Origin of the sequence: Acidaminococcus fermentans, assembly GCF_009696675.1 — a bacterium.
Classification (GTDB): Bacteria; Bacillota; Negativicutes; order Acidaminococcales; family Acidaminococcaceae; genus Acidaminococcus.
Genome location: NZ_VULN01000006.1, coordinates 50,276 through 65,818, shown reverse-complemented (window position 1 = coordinate 65,818; position 15,543 = coordinate 50,276). Strand labels below are relative to the sequence as shown.

Sequence of the window (15,543 nt, the reverse complement as noted above, 5' to 3'; positions counted from 1 at the left end):
ATGATAGAGGGGACTGTTGCATGCGCAACAGCCCCTCTTCTTCATTTGACAAACCTCCAGGGCTATGGAATAATGCAGATATCATAGGAAAAGCGAGGGGATATCATGGCGAAAAAAGAGGAATGGCGTCTGGAACGGGATTCTATGGGTGAAATCAAAGTCCCGGCGGACAAATACTGGGGTGCCCAGTCGGAACGGAGCTTTGAAAACTTCAAGATCGGTACGGAAAAAATGCCCCTGGAAGTGATCCGGGCCTTTGCCTATCTGAAGAAAAGCGCGGCCCAGGCCAATGGGGCTCTGGACAAACTGGACAAGAAACGCTGCCAGACCATCGGGAAGGTCTGCGATGAGATCCTCAAGGGCAAACTGGACGAAAACTTCCCGCTGGCGGTATGGCAGACCGGCAGCGGCACCCAGAGCAACATGAACGTCAACGAAGTGATCGCCCACCGGGGCAATGAACTGGCCGGGGAAGCCCTGCTCCATCCCAACGACCATGTGAACATGTCCCAGAGCTCCAACGACACCTTCCCCACCGCCATGCACATTGCTGCCGTCTGGGAACTGGAAAAACACCTGCTGCCGGCCCTGGATGAGCTGGTGGCTGCTTTCAAAAAGCTGGAAAAAGAAAACAAAGGCATTGTGACCACCGGCCGGACCCATCTCCAGGATGCAGTGCCTGTGTCTTTCTCCCAAGAAATCTCCGGCTGGCGGACCATGCTGGAACGGAACCGGCAGGAAATCAAAGCCGCGGAAAAAGGGCTGCTGGAACTGGCCCTGGGGGGCACGGCCGTAGGTACCGGCCTCAATGCCCCCAAAGGCTTTGACAAAAAGGTGGCGGGCTTCATTGCCAAGAACACCGGGTTCCCCTTTGTGACAGCCCCCAACAAATTCCATGCTCTCACCAGCCTGGATGATATGGTCTTTGCCCATGGGGCCCTGAAGGCCCTGGCCGCCAACCTGATGAAAATGGCCAACGATGTGCGCTGGCTGGCTTCCGGCCCCCGGGACGGACTGGGAGAGATCACCATCCCCGCCAACGAACCGGGTTCTTCCATTATGCCCGGGAAGGTGAACCCCACCCAGTGTGAAGCGGTGACCATGGTGGCGGTGCAGGTGATGGGCAACGATGCGGCCATCGGCTTTGCCGCTTCCCAGGGGAACTTCCAGCTGAACGTGTTCCTGCCGGTGACCATCTACAACTTCCTTCAGTCCGTACGGCTCCTGGGAGATGTAATGGAATCCTTCCGGAAGAACTGTGTGGTGGGCATTAAGGCCAACAAGGAAAAAATGGCCCACAACCTGCACAATTCCCTGATGCTGGTAACGGCCCTGAGCCCCTATATCGGCTACGACAAATGTGCCCAGGTGGCCAAACTGGCCTTCAAGGACGACATTTCCCTAAAAGAAGCCGTCCTGAAGCTGGGCTTCATGGAAGAAAAAGAATTCGACAAAGTGTTCCATCCGGAGAAGATGGTATAAAAAAGGAGCTGTTGCACATGCAACAGCTCCTTTTTTTTTATTCCCCCAACATCTCCAGAATCTTCGCTCCGGCGGTGCAGGCGGGGCAGAAGCAGTACTTGCCTCCTTCTGCCTTTACTTTCTGGCCCTGGGCCAGCAGCTGGGCAGCGGTTTCGGCTCCGAAGGCCTTTTTGGCCTCGTCAGAAGCGAAGAAGGGCAGCACCTGGTCAATGGTGTTTACATCTTCCTTCAGGGCAGCCCGGAGCAGGGCCGTCAGGTTGGCCTGGGCGGCGGTGCCCTCAGCGGCCAGCCATTGTTCCGCCAGATCTTTCAGACCGCTGTACACGCTGGGGGCTGCGGCCAGATTCTTTACTTCAGCAACCAGTTCTTCATGATTTGCCATGGGAATCATCCTTCCTGTAATAAGATTAATTACATCATACCCTCTTTTCTCCAAAACTGCAAGCGTCTCTTTTCCATCGATATTGTGATAAAAATGAAAAGTTCGTGAAATATACACTTGTAAAAAAGAAGGCTTTGGGAACACAAGGCGTTTTCCGGGACGGGAGAAAGTTTCCTCTGGTATAGTGAAGACGTGGAAAACTACCACAGATCCTGGAACGAAGAGAAGCGCAGGATTGCCGGCACCTGTAGAGGAAACAAGGCCACTCGCACAGAACCCGGGAAGCAGGCGAACCCCTTCCGGACAGGAAATTACCAGAAGGAGGATTTTTATCATGAAAAAAAACTTAGTGTGTGCTCTGGCTATGGCTATGGGCATCAGCGCCACGGCATTTGCCGCCAACCCGTTCTCTGATCTGCCTGCAGGCCACTGGGCTTATGGAGCTGTAGCAAAACTGGCTGCTGCCGGTGTGGTGGACGGATATCCTGATGGCACCTTCAAAGGTGACAAAACCATGACCCGGTATGAAATGGCACAGATTGTAGCCAAAGCTCTGGCCAAAGGAGCCATCGGTGCCGATGACAAGCTGGTCAGCGAATTCGCTGATGAACTGGACAACCTGGGTGTCCGGGTGGCCAAACTGGAAAAGAACGCCGACAATGTGAAGATCACCGGGAACGTCCGGCTGAGCTATGATCACAGCTCCGGCGGTGCCGTAAACAAATGGCAGGCTGCCAAAGCCGGCCGTGACAACGACGACGCCCGGCTCCGTACCCGTCTGTTCCTCACCGGCGAAGTCAACGACAACTGGCATTACGTATCCATGCTGGAAAACAACCAGCACTTCATCGGCCAGAACGAATCCGGTGACGATGACACGGAATTCCAGAGAGCTTACCTGACCGGGAACATCGGGGTGGTAAACCTGACCGGCGGCCGGTTCCAGGACTTCATCGCTGACGGGAACATCTACGATAGCCGTGTGGATGCCATCAAAGCCGATGTGAAGATTGGCCAGGCCTACATCACCGGGGTCTGGGGCAAAATGGCCAACAAGAGCGAATACAGCTGGAGCGATTCCAACAACGATTCCGTGGCCGACAAATACTGGAGGGCGGAAGTAGGCGGCCGTTGGGGCAACCTGAACATGGCAGCCAACTACGTCCGGGCAGACGATGTAACCGCCATGGGCATGGGCAAAGATGATGACTCCATCTGGACGGTCGGTGCCGACTACACCGCAGGCAAGTTCAACTTCGGGGCCATGTACCTGAACGGGGACAATGATCACCTGGATGACATGGGTAAAGATGACGACGGGGTCGTTGCCTGGCTGCAATACGGCGGCGCCACCGCTTCCAAACCCGGCAGCTGGGGCCTGTTCACCAAATACTATGATCAGGCGGCCACCACTACCATTGCTCATACCATGAACGGCCGGTATGATGTGTTCCCGGAAGAAGGGTTCAAGGGCTGGCACTTCGGCGGCAACGTAACCTTGGCCAAGAACATGGTGGCCCAGGTGGAATACTTCGACCTGAAAGGCAAGGACAGCGACGAACATGCACGGACCCTGTGGTCTCAGATGGTCGTAACCTTCTAATCAGCAACCAACACGAGAGGACTGCATACTGGCGGCAGTCCTCTTGTTTTTTTAGCCGGAAGGGATTTGGTATAATGGAAACAGAAGCTGCGGCAAAGGAGGATGTTCTGATGGGAAGACGGAAAAAGGAAGAAAAACTGCTGGAAGAAAAGGATGAGGCCCTGCACCGGAAGATCCGCCACCGGGCCAAGGAGATGTTCCTGGAACTGGGATATGTGCGGACCACCCTGCCCAAACTGGCGGAATCCCTGGGGATTCCCCAGCGGCAGATCAGTCTCTGGTACCGGACCAAGGAAGAACTGTTGGATGACCTGGCTGCCCAGCTGATGGAACGGACCCGGGATTATATCTGCCACACCTTCCTGCCAGATGAGGCTTTCCCCGAATCCTGGACCCGGGAGGAAATGGCCCTGTACCGGTATGTGATGCTGCTGGGGATGGAAATGGAGGTACTGGACACCAACACCATGCTGTGGAGTTTCTGGAAGACTGCCTACTGTATCCCCCATCTGCTCGAACGAGTGGTGGCCCGCCATTACCGGTATGTGACCAGACTGTTTTCCGTCCGGATGTCCAGTCAGTTCAGCTACGAAAAGATGCTGCTGGTGTGTTCCGGACTGGGAGGCTATGTGATGGCCCACGGGTTCCGGAAGCCCTACCACTGGGACCGGATCCGCCGGACCTTCCTGACCCATTCCCTACGGATCTTCGGGATTTCTTCCGGGACCATCCAGAAAATGCTGGACCGGCTGGAGGAGCAGCGGCCCCTGCTGGAGGAAATCAGCGGGAAAATCCTGGGGAGCTTATAGGCATTCCGGCGGAAATCTTTTATAATAGGGAGAAGAAATACGGATGCCCGAGGGCCCTTTCCGGAAAAAGGGCCGGGCCGTGAAAGGAACGGATGGATATGAAACTTTTCCCAAAACTGACTTCTGCTGTGCTGGCCGGCCTGCTGGCCGCCGGCTTCTCCCTGCCGGTGCTGGCGGCCAACCGGAACTTCAGTGATGACATGAAATTCCAGGAACCGGCGAAAATCACCCAGGACCAGGGGGCTGCTTCCATAGAGCGGAAGCTGGATCACAAAAAGACCATTTATTACACTCACCCGGACTTCTACCATATGCATTCCAAAGGGTCCCTGGTGCTGCTGCCGGCTTTCAAGACCATCCAGCAGTCCAGTGAATGGTCCTGCGGACCGGCGGCAGCCCTGATGGTGCTCCGGTGGTATGACCGGCAGAAGGACTGGACGGAACAGAAGCTGGCGGATCTGCGCCATCCCCTGAAGGACGTGAATGTCCCTGGCTTCCCGGACGGATATCCGGGCACCACCCTGGAACAGATGAAGGACATGTTCCAGAAGGTGGGAGGGTTCGACTTGGTGACCACGGAAGACTATGCAAAGGCCGGGAAGACCTTCGGACCGGAAGACATCAAGGCCACCCTGAAGGCCGGAAAGCCTATCCTGGCAGGATGGATCGACTGGGGCGGCCACTGGCAGGTAATCATCGGCTATGATGACATGGGCACCGCCGACACCCAGGACGATGTGCTGATCGTGGCGGATCCCTACGACACCACGGACCATAACCAGGACGGCTACGGCATCTACCCGGCCGCCCGGTTCTTCTCCACCTTCGACATGTACGGCCAGTTCCCGGAAAAAGAGGGAGGGAACCACAATCTGTTCCTGATCGCCTCTCCGGCCCGGGTGAAGCTGTGATTTTTTAGAGGGGGTGTCGCACGTTCCGTGCAACACCCCCTTAGCTGTAGAGCCGCATAGCGGCTCAAGTCTGAAGTCTGAAGTCTGGAGCCGAAGGTTAAATTTGCAGGCAAATTTTTGAATATGTAGAACCTTTGGACGAAATGCCATCTCAGATTGATTGCGATTCTGGTTCTACAGAATCAAAAGGATCCGTCCAGCCAGACGGATCCTGTCCCGAGGCTTCCGACTTCAGACTCCCGACTTCCGACTAAGGGACTGTTGCCCATGCAACAGCCCCATTCCTCTCCTCTAAAAAGTCAAAAAAACTTTGACTTTTTAGCACTCAACGCTTGACAGTGCTAACAACCTGTGCTATTATAATACCAGAACGAAGGAAAGACCACAGAGAAGGGTTCCCAAGAGAACCTGGAACGTAGGACGGGCCCCTGAGGGGCCGCAGGAATCCAGCCTTTCGGTAGTTCCAAAAGCTGACCTTCAAGGCCAAGATTGAATGGAGGAATGGCTTATGTTACTGCCTAGCGTTTTCAATGACAATGTGTTCGATGATCTCATGAATGACTTTGATGATGTGTTTACGGCCAGAAATCCTCTGTACGGGAAACACTCCAGAAATATGATGAAGACCGATGTGCGGGATGTGGGCGACCACTATGAACTGGACATTGACCTGCCGGGGTTCAAGAAGGATGAAATCCATGCACAGCTGGAAAACGGATATCTGACCATCAGTGCCAGCAAGGGTGTGGACAAGGATGAAAAAGACAAGAAAGGCCAGTATATCCGCCGTGAACGGACCTTTGGCCAGTGCGCCCGGAGCTTCTATGTAGGCGAAGGGGTCACCGAGGCTGATGTGAAGGCCAAGTACGAAAACGGTATCCTGGAACTGAGCATCCCCAAAAAGGAACCCCAGAAGGTGGACAACAAGAAATATATCGCCATCGAAGGATAACGAGGGCGGGAGACTCCGTGGAAAGTCGGAGCTCCATAGAGAAAAAGGACTGCTGCTTGAGCGGCAGTCCTTTTTTTGTGCAACAAATGTATGACTGTATAGTCGGAAACAGACTGTTTAGTCATGGCTCAAGTGCAGGAAGTTACAGGATTTTCGAGGGATACTTGTGGCAGAAAAATGAAAACAATGAATTTTTTCGCTATTGATTGATGAAGTTTTTGCCCCGTGATACACTAAAATCATACCGCAAAATATTGCAGGAAGAATGGAGTCACAGGATTTATGGGCAGAAATCGAAAACAACCGTTGGCAGACGTTACTCCACAGGACCTGACCGGCCGGGAACGGGTCCTGAAAAGTGCAGCCAGACTGCTGCTGGATGTAGGCTACCAGCGGATGACTCTCAGCCGGATCAGTGAGGAATCTGGAGTGGGAGGGCTGGAGATCCGCCGCTGGTACAAAACCAAGGACGAAATCCTGGCGGCTCTTTCGGAGCAGCTGAAACGGCTGATCCTGACCCAGGCCCTGGAGATTTTCGGGGTGCCGGAGAAAAGATCGAACTACTCCTGGTGGAACTGGAAACCCAAAAAGAGAAAATGCTGGAAATCGGGCAGCAGCTGTTTGAAGAGCTGTGAGACCGTTGAAGGGGTTGTTGCTTAGGCAACAGCCCCTTTTTCCTTGACATCCTCCCCCAGTCCCCATAAACTATATTCTATACTGTATTGTAGCAAAGGAGCATCGCAGCATGGAAAAACCGATTCCGGAACTGATTACGGTGGAAGCAGCCCGTGATACCCATCGCTGGGTGGCCATGACGGCCCTGCTGCTGGCCATTGGGGTCATCCTCCATACCATCAGCCCCAACGTGGGCGGGGTCACCCCCAACTGGACCATCGCCATGTATTCCATTACCATCTGTCTGACGAAGCCAGGGCCCACCCGGGCTTTGGGCATCGGCTTTGTGGCCGGGCTCACCCTGATCCCTTCGTCCAAATCCGCCTTCCCGCTGGGGAACATTGCCAGTGAACTGTGCGGGGCCCTTACCGCCTGTATCCTGGTGAAGGCCTTCGCCCTGGCCCACCTGGAACAGCTGAAGGTGAAGCCTTTTATTGTAGGGTTCCTGGCCACTTCCGTCAGCGGCAGTGTGTTCACCTACATCTTGAAACTGGTGCTGGGGCTGCCCCTTGCCGTGTGGACTCATGCCATGCTGCCGGTGGTGCTCACCGTAGGGGTCCTGAACGGTGTGGTCACCCAGGTGCTCTACGGCCCGGTACGGAAGATTTTCTTTGCTACGGAGGGGAAACACCATGTGTGAAACAGCCATCCGGATTTCTGATTTTTATTTTGCCTATCTGAACAGTGACCTGGTGCTGAAAGACATCAACCTGGACATCCAGAAAGGCAGCTTCACCGCCATTGCCGGGCCCAGCGGCGCCGGCAAGACCACCCTGTGCAAGGCCATGACCGGCATCGTCCCCCATTATTACGGGGGCCGGTACCACGGCAGGGTGGAAGTGCTGGGAGAAGACCTGAAGGGCCGGAAGATCTCCGAAATCGCCATGCGGGTGGGGATCATGATGGACGACTACGAAAGCCAGATGGTGTCCCTGACTGCCGGGGAAGAAATCGCCTTCGGCCTGCTGAACCACGGGTTCTCCCCGGAAGAGGTGGATGCCCGGGTGAGCCAGGCCCTGGAGGATGTAGGGCTTCCCGGCCGGGAAAACTACCAGCTGGACGAACTGTCCGGAGGCCAGCGGCAGCGGCTGCTCCTGGCATCCGTGCTGGCCTGCCGTCCGGAAGTGCTGATCCTGGATGAACCGGTGTCCGCCCTGGATCCTGACGGGGCCCGGTCCCTGTATGCCCTGCTGTACAAGATTTACCGGCAGCATCAGATGACCGTAGTGGTGGTGGAACATGACCTGAACTACCTGCTGCCCTATATGACGGACCTGGTGCTCATCAGCCAGGGAGAGGCCCGGGTCCAGGGACCCTTTGCCGAAGCCGCCCGGAACGCCTTCGCCCAGGAGGACCTGCGGGAGAACCTGCCGGAACTGTGGCAGGTGAAACTGGGCCTGGAAGAAAAGTACCAGGTGAAGCTGGGAGACTGGAGAACGGAAGAAGAAGCAGAAAAGGAACTGCTCCAGAAATTTCAGGGAGGCGCCAAGGAATGATTGAAGCAAAAGCAGTGAACTTTGCCTACCGGAGAGGCATCCCTGTGCTCCAGGACATCAGCTGCCAGGTGGAAGACGGGGAAGCGGTGGCTCTCCTGGGCCACAACGGCAGCGGCAAGACCACCCTCAGCCGGCTGTTCATGGCCCTGAACCATCCCCGGAGCGGCCAGGTGCTGGTGGACGGAGTGGATATTGCCGGCTACGAACCGGCGGACCTGGCGGACAAGGTGGGGTATGTGTTCCAGAATCCAGACCTCCAGCTGCTGGGGGATACGGTATATGATGAAGTGGCCTACGGCCTCCAGAACCGGAAAATGCCCAAAGAGGCCCTGGACCGGCAGGTCCGGGATGCGGTGGAAGCCATGGGGCTGACCCCCTGCCTGGACCAGTATCCCCGGGGGCTTTCCTTCGGCCAGAAACGGCGGCTGGGGGTGGCAGTGGCGCTGGCTCTCCAGCCCCGGACTTTGATCTTGGACGAAATCACCAACGGTCAGGACGAACAGGAAAAACAGCATATGATGGACTACCTGGCCAAACTCCAGAAAGAAAAACACATGACCCTGATCCTGATCACCCATGATATGGAAATCGCCCGGAAATTCACCACCCATGCCCTGGTGCTCCACGACGGCCAGCTGGTGTATGACGGGAAGACCGGCAATCTGTTCGACGGAAAGCGGCCCATTGAGGAATGGGGTCTGAAGCAGCCGGTGCTGTCCCGGCTGGGAGCCCTGTTCGGGGTCCAGGCGGACAGTCCGGAAGATCTGTGCAGCAAGATCCAGCCGAAAGAAGGTGCCAAAGCATGAAGATCACAGCCTTTACCAAACTGATCCTGGTGCTGGCGGTCACCGCCTGGGTGTTCCTGCTGCCGGTGCCGGCGGTGGCCACCCTGCTGGTGCTGGAACTGGTGATCCTGCTGTATATCAAACGGGACCGGATGACCATGGCGGCCATCGGCACCCTTACCGTGTTCACCGGCATGATGGTGCTGCTCCAGCTGCTGTTCGGTTCTCCCTTGTATGTGGCCCTCACCGGGGGGCTGCGGATGTTCGTCATGACCACCGCCTTTCTGTGCCTTCTGGCCTCCACCCGGATCCAGGACATTGCCCAGGCTCTGGTGGAAAAATTCCATATGCCCTATGAATACGCCTTTATGCTCACTACGGCTCTCCGGTTCGTGCCGGACTTCCTGTCCGATTCCGCCATTACCCTGGACGCCCAGTCCTGCCGGGGCTATTCCAACCGGGGGAACGCCTTCAAACGGCTTTACGCCTATCTGGCGGTGGTAAAACCCCTGGTCATGCGGGCGGTAGCCAAATCCGACACCCTGGCCCTGTCCATGGAACTGAAAGGGTTCGGTCCCAACACCTATAAAAACCGCCGTCCCATGAAGCTGCATCTGGGGGATTATGCTACCTTGCTGGTAGTGGTCATTCTCAGTACATATCCGATCTGGATAAAACATATTTAAGGACCTGCGGAGCCGGCTTCCTTCGGTGACTGGTCTCCAGCTGAATGAGAAATTTGCAGGCAAATTTTTTTGAAGGGAAACGCAGCTGGCGCTGCTAACCCACCACCAGCCTGACGGCTGGTCCCCCGCCCTTGAAAAGGGCGGATAATAAGTACGTGGGCTCATGCCCTTGTACTGAAAAAACAATGGGCGCCAGCCCAAGCGTATATCCGCCCTTTTCAAGCCCACACACTGGTTGCCACCATGATACCTACGGTCAGCGCCAGCCAGAGCGTATATCCGCCCTTTTCAAGGGCGGGGGACCGTTGCGCTTGCGCAATGGTGGTGGGTTAGCAGCCTTTGGCTGCGTTTTCTTTCCCGGAAACCCGCTGCCGCGGGTTTCTTCCTTCGGCTATTGACCATTGACGGGAGCTGCTGCTTGTGCAGCAGCTCCCTTTCTGTGAAAGGACAAACAAAATGAAACCAACTGACATCGCCCCTCTCATTGCCCGGGAACTGTCCGTCCAGCCCTGGCAGGTGGAAAAAACCGTGGAACTGCTGGACGGAGGGAACACCGTTCCCTTTATTGCCCGGTACCGGAAGGAGGCAACCGGATCCCTTTTGGACGAACAGATCCGGACCATCGAAGAACGGTTGGGGACACTCCGGAACCTGGTGAAGCGCCAGGAGGAGATCCTGACCAAAATCGACGAACAGGGGAAACTGACCCCGGAACTGCGTACCGCCATTGAAAAGGCCCAGAAACTGACGGAACTGGAAGATTATTACCTGCCTTACAAGCAAAAGCGGCGTACCCGTGCCCAACAGGCTCGGGAAAAAGGCTTGGAACCCTTGGCCACTGCCTTCCTTCTCCAGCGGGACCAGAAAGGAGATACCCTTTCCGCCGCCCGGGCCTATGTGGACCCGGATAAAGGGGTGGAAACCCCGGAAGACGCCCTGGCCGGAGCCCGGGACATTGTGGCGGAAATGGCGGCGGAAGACCCCACCCTCCGGCAGACCCTCCGGGACCAGCTGTGGAACCATGGGATGATCCGGACGGAACTGGTGGAAGATGCTGAGGGAGCCCAGACCTTTCTCATGTACAAGGACTATCAGGAACCGGTCCGGACCCTGCCCTCCCACCGGGTGCTGGCCATCAACCGGGGAGAAAAGAAAGGCTGCCTGAAGGTCCATCTGGTGTGGGAGGAACAGAACGCCCTGCGGAAAATGGAATGGCGGGTCCTCCGCCGTCCCTGCATCTACCGGGACCAGCTGAAGGAAGCCCTGGCAGACAGCTGGAAGCGGCTGCTGTTCCCGGCTTTGGAACGGGAAATCCGGAACCGGCTTACGGAACAGGCGGAAGCCCAGGCCATCAGGATCTTTGGGGCCAACCTGGGCCAGCTGCTGCTCCAGGCACCTCTGGGAGGCCATACGGTCATGGGCCTGGATCCGGGCTATCGGACCGGCTGCAAAGTGGCGGTGGTGGATCCCACCGGCCAGGTGGTGGACCATGGGGTGATCCAGGTGACCCAGAACGAAGCCCGGAAGAAGGAAGCGGAAGCCCTGCTCCTTTCCATGATCCGGAAGCACCATGTGACCCTCCTGTCCATTGGCAACGGCACCGCCTCCTATGAAACAGAACAGTTTGCCGCCAGCCTGATCCAGGCCCACCATCTGGACGTCCATTATCTCATTACCAATGAAGCGGGAGCTTCTGTCTATTCCGCTTCCAAACTGGCCCAGGAAGAGCTGCCGGAATACGATGTGACCATCCGGGGCGCCGTATCCCTGGCCCGGCGGGTCCAGGACCCTCTGGCGGAACTGGTGAAGATCGATCCCCAGGCCATAGGGGTGGGCCAGTACCAGCATGATGTGGACCAGAAGGCGCTCACCGGTACCCTGGACGGGGTGGTGGAACGGGTGGTGAACCATGTGGGAGTGGACCTGAACACTGCGTCCCCCGCCCTGCTCCGCCATGTGGCCGGGATCACCGCCGCCACCGCCGGGAACATAGTGGCCTGGCGGAACGCCAACGGCCGGTTCACCGGACGGCGGCAGCTGCTGAAGGTGCCCCGGCTGGGGCCTGCAGCCTTTACCCAGTGTGCCGGGTTCCTTCGGATCCACAACGGGAAATCTCCTCTGGACGATACCCCGGTCCATCCGGAATCCTATGATCTGGCCAAGAAAATCCTGGAAAAACTGGGCTTCGGCCTGGAAGACCTGAAGGACAGGGAAAAACTGGCCCGGCTGGCCACCCGGCGGAAACAGGTGGATGAAGCCCGGCTGGCCCGGGAACTGGAAGCCGGGGAACCCACGGTCCATGACATCCTGGATGCCCTGGTGGCTCCCGGCCGGGATCCCCGGGCGGACCTGCCCGCACCTCTTACCCGGCAGAACATCGTGAAGCTTTCCGACATCAAAGTGGGCACCATCCTCCGGGGCACCATCCGGAACGTCACCGACTTTGGCGCCTTCGTGGACATCGGCATAAAAACCGCCGGCCTGATCCACATTTCCCACCTGAGCCAGAAAAAGATCAAACACCCTCTGGATGTGGTCAGTGTAGGAGAAACGGTCCAGGTGAAGGTGATCAGCGTGGAGGAGGAGAGGGGGAGGATAGGGCTGGCCTTGGTAACGGCTGACGCATAACCCAGGGGCGGAATATGCACCCATCTACTTTGTCAGCAGCGGATTTTGACTGGGGCATGTACGTCCTTGTACTATGCCTCAGCCAAAATCCGCTGCTTTCGCGTATCTGGGCACATCTTCCGCGCCTGGCCTCCCCCTTTTTTTATCCGCCCTTTTCAAGGGCGGGGGACCATCCGCAAGGATGGTGGTGGGTTAGCAGCCTCCGGCTGCGTCTTTTTTTCAGAAAACCGCGGTACGGTTTTCCTCCTTTGGCCAGAGACCAGTGACTAGAGACCAGAGACTGATGCGGCTGCCCTGGCAGCCGCATCCTATGCTATAATATCCCCAAAACACCCAAGGAGGAATTGCCCATGTCTCAACTGACCCAACAACTGCTTGACCGTTTTCTCCGGTATGTGAACATCCCTTCCCAGAGCCGGGCCGGAATTTCCTCCGTCCCCAGCACCCAGGACCAGTGGCATATGGCCCGGCAGCTGGAAGCGGAACTGGAAATCATGGATCTGGAGGACCTGCATCTCAGCGACCGGTGCGTCCTTACCGGATACCTGCCGGCCAACCTGCCGGAAGGTTTCACCGGTTCTGTGCCCAAAATCGGCTTCTGCTGCCATCTGGATACGGTGGATGTGAACCTGAGTCCGGAGGTCCATCCCCAGGTGGTCCGGAATTACCCGGGGGGAGACCTGGTCCTCAACGCTGAAAAAGGCATCCTCATGAAGGCCGCCGAACACCCGGAGCTGGCGGATTATGTGGGACAGGACATTGTGTTCACCGACGGCACCAGCGTCCTGGGGGCGGACAACAAGGCCGCGGTGGCCAATGTGATGACCATGCTCCAGTATTTTACGGACCATCCGGAAATCCACCACGGGGCCATTTACGTGGCCTTCGTTCCGGACGAGGAAGTGGGGCTGAAAGGGTCCAAAGCCCTGGAGATCAGCCGGTTCCCGGTGGATTTTGCCTACACCATCGACTGCTGCGCCCTGGGAGAAGTGGTGTACGAAACCTTCAATGCCGGTTCCGCCCAGGTGGACATCCAGGGGGTCAGCGCCCATCCCATGAATGCCAAGGGGAACCTGGTGAACCCTACCCTGCTGGCGGTGGATTTCGCCAACTTCTTCGACCGGAAGGAAACTCCGGAATGCACCGAAGGGAAGGAAGGCTACATCTGGATCAAGAGCATCCAGTCCAACGCCACCCACGCCACGGTCCAGCTGGCCATCCGGGATCATGACAAAGCCCGTTACGAGGCCCGGAAACAGACCATCCTGGCCAATGTGGAACGGCTGAAGCACCAGGAACCCCGGGCCCAGGTCCGCTGCACCCTGGAAGACATCTACGGGAACATTGCCGATGCCATGACTCCGGACAACCGGCAGGCAGTGGACTTTCTCTACGAAGCCCTGGACGAACTGGCCATTACTCCCAAAACCATTGCCATGCGGGGGGGCACCGACGGCTCCTATTTGTCCACCCGGGGGATTTTTACCCCCAATTATTTCACCGGGGCCCTGAATTTCCACTCCCGGTACGAATTCCTGCCCCTGCCTTCCCTGGAAAAATCCTGCCAGGTGACCCTGAAACTGGTGGAAAAAGTCTTCCGGAAGGCTGCTGGAAAATAAAACGGAAAAAATCCGAAAAGTTCCTTGAAAAATGGACCCGTTTCCTGTAAAGTGTAAGGAGCTTCTATTGCCATTCTGTATTTGAGGGAAAGAAAGAGGAATCCTTATGCTTCAGCGCAAGATCGAAAAATTCCTGCAGACCTGGAAACAGGTTCCGCAGCACAATCCCCTGGTGGTCAAGGGCTGCCGCCACTGTGGGAAAACCACTTCCATCCTGGATTTTGCCAAAAAGGAATACGACCATGTGGTGTATCTGAACTTCCAGGAAAAGCCCGACTATGCGGCTATTTTCCGGGACTCCATGGATGTGAACTACCTGGTGATGCTGATCACCGCCCTGGCCGGTCCCGAAGCGGTGTTTGAACCCTATAAAACCGTCCTGGTGCTGGACGAGATCCAGGAATGTCCCGAAGCCCGTACCGCCCTGAAGGCCTTTAAAATGGACGGCCGGTATGACGTGATCGCTGCCGGGTCCCTGCTGGGGGTGAAAGGCTACGGGAAAGAGCCCGCTCCCATTGCAGTGGGCTGCGAAACCGTGGTGAACATGGTGCCCCTGGACTTTGAGGAATTCCTCTGGGCCAACGGGATCACCACTCCGGTGCTGGACATGCTCCACCAGAGCCTGGACAAGGAAACCCCCGTGCCGGAAGCCCTTCACCTGCGGCTCAACGAACTGCTCCGCCAGTATGCCCTGGTAGGCGGCTACCCTGCCGTAGTGGAAACCTATGTCCAGACCCATGACATGAATGCGGTGCTGGAACAGCAGCAGGCCATCCTCCGGGATTATGAGGAGAACCTGTTCGTGGACGTGAACAAACGGGCCCGGGCCAAGCTGAAGACCGTACTGGACGCGGTGCCCCTCCAGCTGAACAAGGAAAACAAGAAATACCAGTATGCCCAGCTGAAAAAAGGCTCCAAGGCTTCCCAGTTCGAAGGGGCTCTCTCCTGGCTGGAAGAGGCGGGCATCGTCAGCCGGTGCTACAACCTGACGGAACCGGGGCTGCCCCTGGAACGCCATGCCATCGATTCCATTTTCAAGGTCTATATGAAGGACGTGGGCCTCTATGCCGCCATGCTCACCGGGGATGACCGGCTGAAGCTCCTCCAGGGAGATCTTTCCGGCTGCCAGGGCGCCGTCTACGAAAGCCTGGCTGCCGATCTCCTCAGCAAGGGTGGCCGGAAACTCTACTACTACCACAAGAACTCCGGCCTGGAAGTGGATTTCGTCATCCGCTGCCAGGGCAAGAGCACCCTGGTGAAGGCCACTCCCTCCACCGGCAACACCAAAAGCCTCAAGACCCTCCTCCAGCAGCCGGAAAAATACCAGGTGGAACAGGCCATCCAGCTGACCACCGACAACGTGTCCCGGAAAGGGCAGGTGGTGGAGATGCCGATGTATATGGGATTTTTGCTGGGCTAACGCATAACCAGGCGCGGAAGATGCACCCATCTACTTTGTCAGCAGCGGATTTTGACTGGGGCATGTACGTCCTTGTACTATGCCTCAGCCAAAAT

The 15,543-nt window shown here is 57.0% G+C and carries 14 protein-coding genes; 13 read left to right on the top strand and 1 reads right to left on the bottom strand.

Annotated elements, in window-relative coordinates; all coding sequences use genetic code 11:
* Positions 1–105 precede the first annotated feature (105 nt).
* Positions 106–1,482, top strand: coding sequence for a class II fumarate hydratase (fumC, locus tag FX155_RS05320; protein WP_154487988.1), 1,377 nt, complete (start codon positions 106–108; stop codon positions 1,480–1,482).
* A gap of 37 nt (positions 1,483–1,519) precedes the next feature.
* Here the strand turns inward: fumC and FX155_RS05315 are convergent, their stop codons facing one another.
* The gene (locus tag FX155_RS05315) at positions 1,520–1,864 is read right to left on the bottom strand and encodes a hypothetical protein (protein ID WP_022487539.1); all 345 of its coding nucleotides are present in this window, start codon (positions 1,862–1,864) and stop codon (positions 1,520–1,522) included.
* Positions 1,865–2,198: 334 nt separating this feature from the next.
* On the opposite strand from FX155_RS05315, the gene FX155_RS05310 reads away from it, so the two are divergent.
* The 12 genes from FX155_RS05310 to FX155_RS05255 all read left to right on the top strand — a co-directional run bounded on the left by FX155_RS05310 (position 2,199) and on the right by FX155_RS05255 (position 15,448).
* Positions 2,199–3,467, top strand: a complete 1,269-nt coding sequence (locus tag FX155_RS05310) for an S-layer homology domain-containing protein (protein ID WP_022487540.1) — start codon at positions 2,199–2,201, stop codon at positions 3,465–3,467.
* Positions 3,468–3,577: 110 nt separating this feature from the next.
* Complete coding sequence (locus FX155_RS05305) at positions 3,578–4,276, top strand: TetR/AcrR family transcriptional regulator (protein WP_022487541.1); 699 nt, start codon at positions 3,578–3,580, stop codon at positions 4,274–4,276.
* Positions 4,277–4,374: 98 nt separating this feature from the next.
* Positions 4,375–5,187 carry a C39 family peptidase gene (locus FX155_RS05300; RefSeq protein WP_022487542.1) on the top strand — a complete coding sequence of 271 codons (813 nt, stop codon included), beginning with the start codon at positions 4,375–4,377 and terminating at the stop codon, positions 5,185–5,187.
* Between the two features lie 508 nt (positions 5,188–5,695).
* A complete protein-coding gene (locus tag FX155_RS05295; protein WP_022487543.1) occupies positions 5,696–6,139 on the top strand; it encodes an Hsp20/alpha crystallin family protein in 444 nt (147 codons plus the stop codon).
* 282 nt (positions 6,140–6,421) lie between these two features.
* Positions 6,422–6,799 (top strand): TetR/AcrR family transcriptional regulator, encoded by a 378-nt coding sequence (locus FX155_RS05290; RefSeq protein WP_022487544.1) that lies wholly within the window; start codon positions 6,422–6,424, stop codon positions 6,797–6,799.
* A gap of 85 nt (positions 6,800–6,884) precedes the next feature.
* Positions 6,885–7,454, top strand: coding sequence for a tryptophan transporter (locus FX155_RS05285; protein ID WP_022487545.1), 570 nt, complete (start codon positions 6,885–6,887; stop codon positions 7,452–7,454).
* Positions 7,447–8,310, top strand: a complete 864-nt coding sequence (locus tag FX155_RS05280; protein WP_022487546.1) for an energy-coupling factor ABC transporter ATP-binding protein — start codon at positions 7,447–7,449, stop codon at positions 8,308–8,310. The genes FX155_RS05285 and FX155_RS05280 overlap by 8 nt, the downstream gene beginning before the upstream one ends.
* The gene (locus tag FX155_RS05275) at positions 8,307–9,116 is read left to right on the top strand and encodes an energy-coupling factor ABC transporter ATP-binding protein (RefSeq protein ID WP_154487986.1); all 810 of its coding nucleotides are present in this window, start codon (positions 8,307–8,309) and stop codon (positions 9,114–9,116) included. Before FX155_RS05280 ends, FX155_RS05275 begins: the two co-directional genes overlap by 4 nt.
* Positions 9,113–9,781, top strand: a complete 669-nt coding sequence (locus FX155_RS05270) for an energy-coupling factor transporter transmembrane component T (RefSeq protein ID WP_154487985.1) — start codon at positions 9,113–9,115, stop codon at positions 9,779–9,781. Before FX155_RS05275 ends, FX155_RS05270 begins: the two co-directional genes overlap by 4 nt.
* A 456-nt stretch (positions 9,782–10,237) precedes the next feature.
* Entirely contained in the window at positions 10,238–12,409 is a 2,172-nt protein-coding gene (locus tag FX155_RS05265) for a Tex family protein (protein ID WP_154487984.1), read from the top strand.
* A gap of 350 nt (positions 12,410–12,759) precedes the next feature.
* Positions 12,760–14,028 carry a peptidase T gene (gene pepT, locus FX155_RS05260; protein WP_022488016.1) on the top strand — a complete coding sequence of 423 codons (1,269 nt, stop codon included), beginning with the start codon at positions 12,760–12,762 and terminating at the stop codon, positions 14,026–14,028.
* A gap of 106 nt (positions 14,029–14,134) precedes the next feature.
* Complete coding sequence (locus FX155_RS05255; protein WP_154487983.1) at positions 14,135–15,448, top strand: ATP-binding protein; 1,314 nt, start codon at positions 14,135–14,137, stop codon at positions 15,446–15,448.
* The last annotated feature ends 95 nt before the right edge of the window (positions 15,449–15,543 follow it).

What these genes read in the sequence shown, in the direction of transcription:
- FX155_RS05255 (WP_154487983.1), top strand. Translation starts at nt 14,135, where the DNA reads ATGCTTCAGCGCAAGATCGAAAAATTCCTGCAGACCTGGAAACAGGTT.
- FX155_RS05270 (WP_154487985.1), top strand. Translation starts at nt 9,113, where the DNA reads ATGAAGATCACAGCCTTTACCAAACTGATCCTGGTGCTGGCGGTCACC.
- FX155_RS05300 (WP_022487542.1), top strand. Translation starts at nt 4,375, where the DNA reads ATGAAACTTTTCCCAAAACTGACTTCTGCTGTGCTGGCCGGCCTGCTG.
- FX155_RS05285 (WP_022487545.1), top strand. Translation starts at nt 6,885, where the DNA reads ATGGAAAAACCGATTCCGGAACTGATTACGGTGGAAGCAGCCCGTGAT.
- pepT (WP_022488016.1), top strand. Translation starts at nt 12,760, where the DNA reads ATGTCTCAACTGACCCAACAACTGCTTGACCGTTTTCTCCGGTATGTG.
- FX155_RS05295 (WP_022487543.1), top strand. Translation starts at nt 5,696, where the DNA reads ATGTTACTGCCTAGCGTTTTCAATGACAATGTGTTCGATGATCTCATG.
- FX155_RS05275 (WP_154487986.1), top strand. Translation starts at nt 8,307, where the DNA reads ATGATTGAAGCAAAAGCAGTGAACTTTGCCTACCGGAGAGGCATCCCT.
- FX155_RS05310 (WP_022487540.1), top strand. Translation starts at nt 2,199, where the DNA reads ATGAAAAAAAACTTAGTGTGTGCTCTGGCTATGGCTATGGGCATCAGC.
- FX155_RS05290 (WP_022487544.1), top strand. Translation starts at nt 6,422, where the DNA reads ATGGGCAGAAATCGAAAACAACCGTTGGCAGACGTTACTCCACAGGAC.
- fumC (WP_154487988.1), top strand. Translation starts at nt 106, where the DNA reads ATGGCGAAAAAAGAGGAATGGCGTCTGGAACGGGATTCTATGGGTGAA.
- FX155_RS05280 (WP_022487546.1), top strand. Translation starts at nt 7,447, where the DNA reads ATGTGTGAAACAGCCATCCGGATTTCTGATTTTTATTTTGCCTATCTG.
- FX155_RS05315 (WP_022487539.1), bottom strand. Translation starts at nt 1,864, where the DNA reads ATGGCAAATCATGAAGAACTGGTTGCTGAAGTAAAGAATCTGGCCGCA.
- FX155_RS05265 (WP_154487984.1), top strand. Translation starts at nt 10,238, where the DNA reads ATGAAACCAACTGACATCGCCCCTCTCATTGCCCGGGAACTGTCCGTC.
- FX155_RS05305 (WP_022487541.1), top strand. Translation starts at nt 3,578, where the DNA reads ATGGGAAGACGGAAAAAGGAAGAAAAACTGCTGGAAGAAAAGGATGAG.